Raw genomic sequence first — 12,302 nt, 5'->3', positions numbered from 1 at the left:
CCCGCGTCGCATTTTCCCTGATGCAGAACAAGGACGCATACCAGGCAGGAAAGAGGGCTAAAAAACTTTGCCCTCAACCATAGAATCTCCCACGGATCCTGAGCAATCAATGATGGAAGGCATCCCACAATCCCGTAGCAGTCCGGCTCGCCGGCGTCAGCGATCTCAAGGCCGCCCCGCCGGCAAGCCGGACTGCTACGGGACCGGTGGTGTCCGCAAGTGTGAGGTCCGCACCGATAGCCTGTGGGAGCGGGCTTGCCCGCGAAGGCGCCGAGCCTGACGCCTAGGGGGTGCCTCATCACTGCTTTCGCGGGCAAGCCCGCTCCCGCGGATCATGCCCCTTCAAGGATGGAAGACATCCCACAATCCCGTAGCAGTCCGGCTCGCCGGCGTAAGCGATCTCAAGGCCGCCCCGCCGGCAAGCCGTGCTGCTACGGGACCGGTGGTGTCCGCAATTGTGAGGTCCGCCCCGATAGCCTGTGGGAGCGGGCTTGCCCGCGAAGACGCCGGGCCTGACGCGTCGGGGGTGCCTGAGCCACCGCTTTCGCGGGCAAGCCCGCTCCCACGGATCATGCCCCTTCAAGGATGGAAGACATCCCACAATCCCGTAGCAGTCCGGCTCGCCGGCGTCAGCGATCTCAAGGCCGCCCCGCCGGCAAGCCGTGCTGCTACGGGACCGGTGGTGTCCACAATTGTGAGGTCCGCCCCAATAGCCTGTGGGAGCGGGCTTGCCCGCGAAGACGCCGGGCCTGACGCCTCGGGGGTGCCTGAGCCACCGCTTTCGCGGGCAAGCCCGCTCCCGCGGATCATGATCCTTCAATGATGGAGGGCATCCCACAATCCCGTAGCAGCACGGCTTGCCGGCGGGGGCGGCCTTGAGATCGCTGACGCCGGCAAGCCGGACTGCTACGGAGGATTCAGACCAGCCCGCTCAAATCCAGCTTCTCCTGAGGCACCGGCATCGAGAAGTAGTACCCCTGCGCCTGGCCTGCGCCCATTTCACGCAGCAGTTGCAAAGTGTCGGCATCTTCCACGCCCTCGGCCACCACTGTCAGGCCCAGGGATTCGGCCATGCGCACGATGGCGCGGACGATGGCGCGACTGCGCGAGCTGGTGGTCAGTTCCAGGGTGAAGGACTTGTCGATCTTCAAGCCGCTGAAACGGTACTGGTGCACGTAGCTCAGCGACGAGAACCCGGCGCCGAAATCATCGAGCACCACCGACACGCCATTGGTGGCCAGGCGTTCCATGGTCTGGCGTGCCAGTTCAGGCTCGGCCACCAGTGCGCCTTCTGTCAGCTCCAGGCAGATTCGCGATGGCGCCACGCCGTGCTGGCTGAGCAGCCCGAGCACCTCATTGGCGAACTCGGGGCGGCTGATGCTGTAGCTGGAACAGTTCACATGCACCGTCGGCCAGTGCGCGTGCTCGGGCTGGGCGAGCAAGGCCACCACCTGCTGGAGCATGTAGAAATCCAGCCGGCCAATCAGGCGCAGGCCCTCCAGCGCGGGCAGGAACTGACCCGGTGCGATCACCCGGCCATCGGCCTGGCGCCAGCGAATCAGCGCCTCCAGCGCCAGGATCTGGCCGCTCTCCACGTCGATGATCGGCTGGAAGTACGGCAGCAGCTCATCGGTACGTTTGAGCGCGTTGCGCAGCGCCGTCTCCTGCTCCATCTGGTCGGAAACCTCGCGGCGCACCTCCTGGTTGAACACCGCGTAACTGTCGCGCCCGGCATTCTTGACCCGGTACATCGCGGTGTCGGCATCGCGCAACAAGTCAGCCGGTTCGCTGTGGAATTGCAGGTCAGCCGCCACGACACCGATGCTGCACGAAGAAAACACCGCATGCCCGTCGATGTAGAACGGCACGTCAAAGGCCAGCAGGATGCGCTCGGCGATGGCAATGGCGACGTCCGGCGGCGCAGGATAAGCCAGCACCGCAAACTCGTCCCCGCCCAGACGCGCCAGCAGGTCGCAATCGCGCATGCAACTGCGCAGACGGTCGGCCGCCTGGATCAACAGCTGATCGCCCGAATGGTGGCCCAGGCTGTCGTTGACCATCTTGAAGCGGTCCAGATCGATGAACATCACCGCCAGCTCCTGGCCGTGATCGCAGAATTCGCCCCAGGCACCGTGCAGGCTCTGCTGCAGATGGCTGCGGTTAGGCAGGCCGGTGAGCGAGTCGTGGGCGTTTTCATGCTGCAACTTGGCGTTGGCGTAATCCAGCTCGCGGGTGCGGTCCTGCACCCGGGCTTCCAGTCGCAGGTTGGCGGTCTGGATGGCTTCGGCCGCGCTGCGGCGGGACAGTGCGGTGTCGATATGCCGGGAAACGAAGGTCAACAGGTCCTGATCGCGCAGCGAATAGCTGACATGTGGCGAGTAACTCTGCACCGCCAGCACGCCGCGCACGACGTCGCCGTCGAACAACGGAATACCCAGCCAGGAACAGGACCGGTTGATTTCATTCTGGATGGTGATTTCACCGGTGGTCTCCAGCCGCCGCGCCTCGGCGCTGTCGATCAGGCAGGGCCGGCGTTGACGAATCACGTATTCGGTAAAGCCCCGCTCGCCCCGCCGCGGGTCAGGCCGGCGCACCAGACGCTCGTCCACGTAATAGGGGAAGGTCACCTCCCCTGTGTCATCGTCGAACAGGGCGATGTAGAAGTTCAGCGCGAACAGCAACTCGCCGACAATGCCGTGCAGGCGTTCGAACAGGTCGGCCATGTCCCCCGGCTGGCTGGACAGCTCGGTGATCTGGAACAGCGCGCTCTGCAGATGCTCGGCCCGTTCGCGGTCGGCCACTTCGCTGCGCAGTGCGTCGTTGAGCCGGGACAGTTCCAGCGTGCGGCGCACCACGGTCTCCTCAAGGTGCACCCGGTGCAGGATACGGTCCAGCGCCATGGCCACGTGGCGTGCAACCACCAGAAACAGTTCCTGGTCCTCGACGCTGTAGACCCGCGACAGGTCATAGACTTGCATCGCCAGCATGCCGAACACGTCATCGGACGCGTTCTTGAGCGGCGCCCCCATCCAGAACTCAGGGCGGTGCCCCACGCAATGGAAGCGCTCCTGAGCCTGGGCGCGCTCTATGTCCGCAGCGTTGACGAACAGCGGCTGCTCGGTGGTCAGCACGTAGCCGGTCATGGACAGGCGTTCGGGATCGAGAAACTCCTGAGTCTCGGCCTCAAGGGCGTCAACGTCAGTAATGTCGATGTAATAGGGGTAGGTTATTTTGCCGCTGTGGCTCTCGTAGAGCGCGAGGTAGAAGTTTTCCGCGTCGATCAGCGTCGACAGTTGCTCATGCACGCCCTGCAGGAACGCCGAGCGATCCCGCGTGGAGCTGGCCAGGTAAGTGATTTCATACAGCACCCGCTGGGTCGCCTGGGCCCGGGCCAGCGCGTCGGCCTGCAAACGCAACCCCAGTTTGCTCGCCAGCGCATGCAGGAACGGATTGCCCGATTCGCGCTCCGGCGTCAGCAACCATCCCAGCGCAGATTCACCCTGCCCTGTCGCCCAGCGCTGCAAGCCGTGGTCGCGACAAAAGGCATCGAAGCCTTCACGGGGGATGAGCCTGGGCCATTCGGTGGTCTGTGCGCCCTGGGCCAGCAAATGCATGTGCTGGTTGGCGCGATAGGCCGCCCAACTGAGGTCGGGAGCGGCCTCCTGCGCGGCACGCAGCAACGCGTCGAGTGGCTGCTCGTCACTCAGCGAGACAAGACGTTGGGCCCCATCGCCAGGCTGTTGCGCCACCTGTTCATTGGAGGATGGCGAGCGCTGCGGCGGGTTCGATACATGAAAATTCACAGGCGCTCCATTGCCAGCGTGGGACTGGTCTATCTTCATGGGGTCTGACAGAGGGATGCAAGCGCCATATCGGTAATTGCTGCCTGTAAACGACGAAAAATCCGCATTTCACGACATTTCATGGAATGCCCTACTTCGTTATCGGCAGACGACCACTGAAATGAAAGAATTTTCACGCACGCTTGTCAGCTGAACTGCCACTTGCGACCCCTGTCCCTTGTTGACCTGTTTACGCACCGCGCCTCTGTGCGGATGCGGATATCCGAAGCCCTTTTGCCCAACTGGAGATGATCGAACATGATCAAGACTTACAGCTATGCCGCGCAAAAACCCACCGACCGCCTGGCGCCTTTCCAGATCGAACGTCGTGACCCGGGCGCCGACGACGTGCAGATCGACATTCTGTTCTGCGGCGTCTGCCACTCGGACCTGCACACCGCCCGCAACGAGTGGAACAACACGCTGTACCCGTCGGTACCGGGGCATGAAATCGTCGGCAAGGTCACGGCCGTCGGCGCCAACGTGAAGAACTTCAAGGTCGGCGATCTGGCGGGCGTCGGCTGCATGGTCGACAGTTGCCAGCACTGCGCGTCCTGCGCCGAAGGCGATGAGCAGTATTGCGAGAGCGGCTTTACCGGCACCTACAACGGGCCAGTGTTCGGTGGCGAGAACACCTTCGGTGGCTATTCGGACAAGATCGTGGTCAAGGAAAAGTTCGTCCTGAAGATTTCCCACAGCGACAACCTGGCCGCCGTCGCTCCGCTGCTGTGCGCCGGCATCACCACCTACTCGCCCCTGCACCACTGGAAGGTCGGCCCAGGCAAGAAGGTCGGTGTGGTGGGTCTGGGCGGGCTGGGGCACATGGCGGTGAAGATCGCCCACGCCATGGGCGCCCACGTGGTGCTGTTCACCACCTCGCCCAACAAGCGCGAAGACGGCTTGCGCCTGGGCGCCGATGAGGTGGTGGTGTCCAAGGATCCGCAGGAGATGGCGACCCAGACCAACAAGCTGGATTTCATCCTCAACACCGTGGCCGCCCCCCATGACCTGGATGCGTTCCTGAACCTGCTCAAGCGCGACGGCACCATGACCCTGGTCGGCGCGCCGGACCATCCGCACCCGTCGCCCTCGGTGTTCAACCTGATCTTCAAGCGCCGCAGCCTGGCCGGATCCTTGATCGGCGGCGTGAAAGAGACCCAGGAGATGCTGGATTTCTGTGCCAAACACGGGATTGTGTCGGACATCGAAATGATCCACATGAAAGACATCAACGAAGCCTACGAGCGCATGGTCAAGGGCGATGTGAAGTACCGCTTCGTGATCGACATGGCGACCCTCAAGGAAGAAGCGTCGGCCGCCTGACGCAGAAACTTCATCCGGCCCGTAGCAGCACGGCTTGCCGGCGGGGACGTCCTCAAGATCGATCCCGCCGGCAAGCCGTGCTGCTACGGGTCGTGTTCGCACGATAACTGGTCGGAACTTTCCCGCAACCATCCCCGCCCCCACGGGTCACAACCTTTACCCCTGCGCTCATGCCTCCCACTCCAAGACGCCATTCACAGGCGCGCCGTGGATTAGAGAAAAACGCTCATGAGTACATACAGATATTCGAATCAATGCGCAGGCCAATGATTGTTTATCGTTGATCGCTTCACGCAACCCCTGCCGTAGACGCCTGCCCACTCGCCCACCGTCGGGTGCCAGGTTTGACTCCATGCTGACGAGGAACCTGTCCATGACCGATCAGCCTGAAACGAACCCGAACGAATCCGACCTCAAGCCGTTCACCGCTCCTTCGCGGCGCAACTTCCTGAAATCCATCGGCGTGACCAGCCTGGCCGCTGCCACCGCACCGATCTGGACTCAGGCGCTGGAAGCCCAGGCGGCCGTGGCCGACGACACCGACCCGCCCGCGCCAGACGAGCGACGCATGACGCTCAAGGTCAATGGCCAGACCCACGCCCTCAACCTGCCCGCCAATGCCGCCCTGCTCGACGTGCTGCGCGACCGCCTGCAACTGACCGGCACCAAAAAAGGCTGCGACCACGGGCAATGCGGCGCCTGCACCGTGCACGTCAACGGCACGGCGATCAACTCGTGCCTGTCGCTCGCGGCGATGCACGAAGGCGACGAAATCACCACCATCGAAGGTCTGGCCAAGGACGGCAAGCTGCACCCGGTGCAGGAAGCCTTCTGGGAACACGACGCCTACCAGTGCGGCTACTGCACCAGCGGCCAGATAATGAGCGCCGTCGCCATGCTGCAAGACCCGCACATCGGCAAGGATGACCACAGCGTGCGCGAAGCCATGAGCGGCAACATCTGCCGCTGCGGCGCCTACAAGAACATCCTGGCGGCGATACAGAGCGCGCGGATCAAGTTGCAGGAGGTGAGCTGATGAGAGCCCTTGATTATGTCCGTGCAAGCAGCGTCGAGCAGGCGGTTGCCAGCCATTCGAAGAGCCCGTCAGCGTTTTTCCTTGCAGGCGGCACCACCCTGCTGGACCTGGTCAAGCTTGACGTGATGCCCGCCGACCAGGTGATCGACGTCAATCACCTGTCCCTCAAGCAGATCGAAGTGCAGAAAGACGACAGCGTGCGAGTTGGCGCGCTGGTGACCAACACCGCCCTCGCCCAGCACGACTACATCGTCGAGCATTACCCGGTGCTGTCCCAGGCGTTGCTGTCCGGGGCCACCACCCAGTTGCGCAACAAGGCCACCACCGGCGGCAACGTGATGCAACGGGTGCGTTGCAACTATTTTCGTGACGGCCATTCGGCCTGCAACAAGCGTGAGCCCGGCTCAGGTTGCGCCGCCATCGACGGCCATAACCGCAGCGTGCATGCAGTGCTGGGTACCAGCGAACAGTGCATCGCCACCCACCCCTCGGACATGTGCGTGGCCATGGCGGCAATTGGGGCGAAGGTTCAGGTGCAGGGTGCGAAAGGCTCACGCAGCATCGACTTTCTCGACTTCCACCTGCTGCCCGGTACCACGCCGTGGAAAGAGCACGCCCTGCTCGATGACGAGCTGATTACCCACATCGTGCTGGACGCGCCGCTGGCCGGCAGCAAATCGGGCTACCTGAAGCTTCGCGATCGCGCCTCGTACCAGTTCGCCCTGGCGTCCAGCGCCGTGATCGTGCAGATGGACGGTGACACCGTGCGCGAGGCCCGTATCGCCATGGGCGGCGTGGGCACCAAACCGTGGCGAGCAGTGGAAGCCGAGCGCTCGCTCAAGGGCGCGAAGCTCACGCCGCAGAACATCGAAAAGGCCGCGGCGCTTGCGCTGCAAGGTGCCAGACCCTACCGCCACAACGCCTACAAGATTGCCCTGGGGCAACAGGCGATCGTGCGCAACCTCAGCACCCTGAGCGCCTGACAGGAGCATTTCACATGACTGATCCCATCATAGGTTCGGCGCCACGCCGCATCGACGGCCGACGCAAGGTCACGGGCAGCGCGATGTACGCCTCCGACCATCACCTCAAGAACATGGCCTACGGCTACGGCGTGTTCAGCACTATCGCCAGCGGCAAGATCACCGGCCTTGAACTGGACGCTGCGCGCAAATCCCCGGGCGTGCTGGAGGTTTTCCACCACGGCAACTTCCCCGAGCTGTACCACAACTCGGCGTTGCCGATGTCCTTCGCGCAGATTCTGAAAGCGGCAAAGTCCGATGAAAGCCGCCTGCCGTTCGAAGACGAAACCGTCTACTACGCCGGCCAGTTCGTCGCGCTGGTGGTGGCCGACACTTTCGAGCACGCCCGCGCTGCGGCCTACAAGATCAAGGTCAGCTACAGCAAGACCTCAGCCGTGGCCAACCTGGACCAGGGCATGAAAGCTGGCAAGCTTCAGGACGGCAGCCCCGGCCACACGCGAGGCGATGCAGGCGCAGCGTTCGACAGTGCGGCCCACAGCATCGATGCGACCTACACCACCCCGGTGGAAACCCACAACCCGATGGAAATGCACGCCACCGTCGCCAGTTGGGAAGATGGCCGGCTGATCGTCTACGAGGCCAGCCAAGGGGTGGTCGCCCATCGCAATTCGCTGGCGAAGATCTTTGGCCTGGTGCCGGAAAAGGTCGAAGTGCGTGCGCCCTTCATCGGCTCGGGATTCGGCAGCAAGCTGTGGATCTGGCCCCATTCGGTGGCGGCCTGCGGCGCGGCCAGAGTGCTCCAGCGCCCTGTGCAACTGGTGGTGCCGCGTCCGCAGATGTTTACCACCACAGGGCACCGGCCCGAGACGCAACAGCGCCTGCGCCTGGCGACTGACGACAAGGGCAAGCTGGTCTCGGTGCGCCATGAGTCGATCAACACCACCTCCTTCACTGACCCGTACAAGGAAAACTGCGGCACCTCGACCAAGAGCCTCTACAGTTGCGCCAACGTGCAGGTGACCCACAAGACCATCGAGGTCAATCGCGGCACGCCCACTTCCATGCGCGCACCGGGCGCGGCACCGGGGCTGTTCGCGCTGGAGTCGGCGATGGATGAGATGGCCGACAAGCTCGGCATGGACCCGCTGGCCTTTCGCAAGCTCAACGTCTCCGAACGCGACGAAAGCCAGGACCTGCCGTGGTCGAGCAACCATCTGCAGGAATGCATCGACCAGGCCGCCAAACGTTTCGGCTGGAGCAAGCGCGATCCAAAGCCGGGTTCGATGAAAGACGGCCACGAAATCATCGGCTACGGGATGGCCGCCTGCAACTGGGACGCCTATCGCACCCCGGCCGAGGCCCAGGTTTCGTTGCGCGCCGACGGCACCGCCCACGCCATCTGCGGCGTGCAGGACATCGGCACCGGCACCTACACCATCGTCGCCCAGGTGGTCAGCAGCATCACCGGCATCCCCCTGGACAAGATCGAAGTCGAGCTGGGCAATTCGTCGTTTCCGCCGGCTCCGGTGTCAGGCGGCTCATGGGCAACCGCCAGCGTGTTGCCGGCCATCGCCGAGGCCACGCGCCAGGCGGTGGAGCAATTGAAAGCCTTTTCCGCCGCACCCAAGGGCGTGTTCGCCGGGACCAAGGTCGATCAGATCAGCTTCGAGCAAGGCCAGTTGAAGAGCGGCGAGAAATCGTTCGCCATCGCCGACGTGCTCAAGGCGCAGAAACAGTCCAGCGCCTTCGGCGAGGCCAAGACCGGGATGAACGACACCAGCAAGCATTCGTTCCGCTCCTTTGGCGTGCACTTCGTCGAGGTACGCTGGGATCCGGGCATCTCCCGGCTGCGGGTTTCACGGGTGGTCAGCGCGATCGACGTCGGCAAGGTCATCAACCACAAGACCTCGCTCAACCAGGTCGAGGGGGCGATTGTCATGGGCGTGGGCATGGCGCTGTTCGAAGCCACGGACTATGACGAACGCGACGGTATGCCGGTCAACAACAACTACGCCGAATACGTGGTGCCCGTGCATGCGGACCAGCCGGAGATCGATGTAATCCTGCTGGATTACCCGGATTACGAACTCAACGAATTCGGCGCCCGGGGCATCGGCGAAATCGGCATCACCGGCCTTGCCGCCGCCGTCGCCAACGCCGTGGCCCACGCCACCGGCAAACGAATCCGTGACCTACCCATCACCCTGGACAAATTGATGGAATTGCCGCCGACCATGAGTGCGTGAAACCGGTCTTGCCGGCGGGGGCGGCCGCCAGATCGCCGACGCCGGCAAGCCGGACTGCTACGGGTGTGGGCACCTCAACCCCGTAGGAGCGCGCTTGCCCGCGACCGCGTCCTCAAGATCGCCGACGCCGGCAAGCCGGACTGCTACGGGTTTGTCACCTCAACCCTGTAGGAGTGAGCTTGCTCGCGATGGCGTCCGCAAGATCGCTCCCGCCGGCAAGCCGTGCTGCTACGGGACGGTGTACAACCAAAGATTTTGATCTTGATCTTCGTGCGCGATGGCACAGGCGCCGCAGAACGCGACGTCAAGGCGCCAGGCCGAGCGCAGGTGTCGTGGAGGGGGATGAGCGGCAGGGATGCCGCGAAAGCCGTGCGGGCCATGGATGGCCCATCATGGCGTGCCCCCGGAACGGCGCCGGAGTCGAGGGAAGTCCGAAGGACCCCAGCCTGTCGCGAAGACCTTTTGGTTACTTTTGGGGCGAATGCCAAAAGTGACCCGCCGTAAGGGCGGAAGGCGCCCTCAGCACCACCACAAACAACGGATACACACCGGATCCAAACGTCACCCAGCGACGCGGAGCGTCAAGAAACCCGTTACCACGCAGAGCGTGGGAACGATCATCACCAGCGATCAAAGCAACTCCGGCTCGATCCTATCACGCCCCGCCATCTTCGCCGCATATACCCCCGAATCCGCCCGCAGCAGCAACGAATCCCCACCCTCACCCTTGCGCCAACTGGCAATCCCGAAACTGGCCGTCACCCTGCCCACCCCGTCCACCGGCTCCGCCCGCAACGCCGCCCACAGCTCCGAAGCCAGCCCATAAGCCTGATCGCCATCGGTATCCGGGCACAGCACCATGAACTCCTCCCCGCCCAACCGACAGAACACATCACTGCGCCGCAACCGGTGACACAGCCGCTTGCAGATCGCCTGCAGAACGTGGTCGCCCACCGCATGCCCCAACTGATCGTTGATGCGCTTGAAGTGATCGACATCCAGCATCACCACCGCGAACACCCCACCATGCCGTTCGACCCGCAGCAGCTCGGCCTGCAGCCGCTCCTGGAAATAACGGCGGTTGTAGACCCCGGTCAGCGCATCGGTCACCGACATGGTGCGCAACTCTTCCTCCACGCGCTTGCGCTCGGTGATGTCCAGGCACACCGCCAGATAACCAATCCACTGATCGTGCTCGTCCAGCACCGGACTGACCTGCATGTTGACCCGCAGCTTGCTGCCGTCCTGCCGCACGAAGGTCCAGTCGTGAGCCTGATGACCGTGCTCTTCCACCGCCTCCACCAGCATCGCCTCGCAGGCCTTGATCGAGCGCCCGTAGCGCAGGCTCAACTCGCACACGTGCTCGGCCAGTTCGCTGGGCAGGTGCAACTGGCGCAGGGTCAACTGCCCGCACACATGGGCGCTGCTGTAACCGAGCATCTTCTCGGCGCCAATGTTGAACGTGGTGATGACCCCTTCCAGGTCCGTGGCGATGATCGCCACCTGGGTCGCGGCGTCCAGCACGTTGCGCAACTGGCCGTGGGCATTGCGCAGTTGCTGTTCGCGCTGGCGCAGCATCAGCGTGCGCTGCTCCACCAGGCGCAGGGCACGCTGACGCTGGCTGATCAGCGCGTAAAGCAAGGCACTGAGCATGAAGCTCAACAGCGCGCCGAGCACCACCACGCTGTCGTTCGATGAGGGGTTGGTGCCGATGAACAGCGCGGTCGGACGAATCATCAGCCGATAATCGCGCCCGGCGAAGGTCAGCATCTGACTGACATGCAGCTCATCGCCCACGGCCTGGGCGGTGGATTCGTACAAGAGGTCCGGCGGTTGCCCTGCAGTAATGTCCTCCAGAGTCAGGGCCAGATTGTCCTGATCGGTGGTCGGCAGGCCCTCGGTCAACATCTTGCGCAGGCTGATCACCGCCATCAGAAACCCTTGCAGGGTTCCCGCCCCCGGTACGCCGATGTGCGGACGGCTCATCACCGGCGCCACCAACAGCACGCCCTTGCGGTTTTCCTCTTCCAGCCCGACCAGCTCCATGCGCGGCGATGCCGCCATGCCGTTCGCGCGGATGGCTTGCTCAAGGGTGGCCTGGCGCCGGCTTTCGGAGTTCACGTCAAACCCCAATGGCAGTGCCACCGTGCTACGGCTTTGGGTGTAGCGCACGGGGAAATACACCGGACGCGGCTGGGCGGTCTTCAGGCGCTGCTGGTCGTCGAGGTCGCGGATGGAAAAATCCCGCAGCCCCGATTGCTGCGCAGTGCTTTCGAATTGCGGGCGGTCAGCATCGATCACTCTGGGCGCCCAGGAATAGGCCTGAGTGAGGATCAGCAAGGGGTGGGCGAAACCGTTGAATTCTTCTTCGGAGACATCATCGGAATAGACGAAAAACCGTCGCAGACCATCCAGACGGCGAATCTGGCCTTCGAGCCGGTCCTGCACGCGGCTGACCCGTTCGCTGGCAAGCCATTCAAAGCGTTGGCGCAACTGGTGCTGATAGACCTGGACATTGGCCAGTGCCAGCATCGCGGTGAGCAGCACGCCGGCTGCAAACACAAGCGAAGCCACCACCCAGGACGAGGTGTCCACTTTGATCAGACCTAGGATCTTGGCGCTTGCCTGGTTTGACGACATACGCAGAACTCATGACGCCACAGAGCTGCCGCAACGCGCGGCCAGAGTTCACTTATAGCTATTTGCCACTAATTTGCCTAGGCTCTGTACGAAAAGTCCTGATACTCGGTCATGCTGCGTTGAAAACAGCCTCAGAATGCTCACTTACAACCAGTAAAGTCGGGCGCGACCCCGGCCGTTCCTCGGCTGTTTTCGCCTTGCCTTACCTTCGTCTCAAGACATTTCGTACGGA

6 protein-coding genes are annotated in these 12,302 nt (G+C 63.3%); 4 read left to right on the top strand and 2 right to left on the bottom strand.

Going from position 1 to position 12,302, the window contains the following annotated elements; translation table 11 throughout:
* Positions 1-917: 917 nt before the first annotated feature.
* On the bottom strand, positions 918-3,803 hold the full coding sequence (locus ACIPO9_RS23525) for an EAL domain-containing protein (protein ID WP_400611111.1): 2,886 nt from the start codon (positions 3,801-3,803) through the stop codon (positions 918-920).
* A 297-nt stretch (positions 3,804-4,100) separates the two neighbouring features.
* On the opposite strand from ACIPO9_RS23525, the gene ACIPO9_RS23520 reads away from it, so the two are divergent.
* The 4 genes from ACIPO9_RS23520 (at position 4,101) to ACIPO9_RS23505 (ending at position 9,430) form a co-directional block, all read left to right on the top strand.
* Positions 4,101-5,165 carry an NAD(P)-dependent alcohol dehydrogenase gene (locus ACIPO9_RS23520; RefSeq protein ID WP_274133385.1) on the top strand — a complete coding sequence of 355 codons (1,065 nt, stop codon included), beginning with the start codon at positions 4,101-4,103 and terminating at the stop codon, positions 5,163-5,165.
* 373 nt (positions 5,166-5,538) lie between these two features.
* Positions 5,539-6,201 (top strand): 2Fe-2S iron-sulfur cluster-binding protein, encoded by a 663-nt coding sequence (locus tag ACIPO9_RS23515; protein ID WP_400783824.1) that lies wholly within the window; start codon positions 5,539-5,541, stop codon positions 6,199-6,201.
* Positions 6,201-7,184, top strand: a complete 984-nt coding sequence (locus ACIPO9_RS23510; RefSeq protein WP_400783822.1) for an FAD binding domain-containing protein — start codon at positions 6,201-6,203, stop codon at positions 7,182-7,184. Before ACIPO9_RS23515 ends, ACIPO9_RS23510 begins: the two co-directional genes overlap by 1 nt.
* Before the next feature lie 14 nt (positions 7,185-7,198).
* Positions 7,199-9,430: a xanthine dehydrogenase family protein molybdopterin-binding subunit gene (locus tag ACIPO9_RS23505; protein WP_400783820.1), complete on the top strand. Its 2,232-nt coding sequence runs from the start codon at positions 7,199-7,201 to the stop codon at positions 9,428-9,430.
* A gap of 630 nt (positions 9,431-10,060) precedes the next feature.
* On the opposite strand, the gene ACIPO9_RS23500 is transcribed toward ACIPO9_RS23505, so the two are convergent.
* Positions 10,061-12,070: a diguanylate cyclase gene (locus ACIPO9_RS23500; RefSeq protein ID WP_400783818.1), complete on the bottom strand. Its 2,010-nt coding sequence runs from the start codon at positions 12,068-12,070 to the stop codon at positions 10,061-10,063.
* Positions 12,071-12,302: the final 232 nt, after the last annotated feature.

This window comes from Pseudomonas sp. NPDC090203 (assembly GCF_044746765.1).
GTDB lineage: Bacteria > Pseudomonadota > Gammaproteobacteria > Pseudomonadales > Pseudomonadaceae > Aquipseudomonas > Aquipseudomonas putida_AD.
Note: the sequence above shows the minus strand (reverse complement) of the source record. Positions and strands in the feature narration are given on the sequence as shown.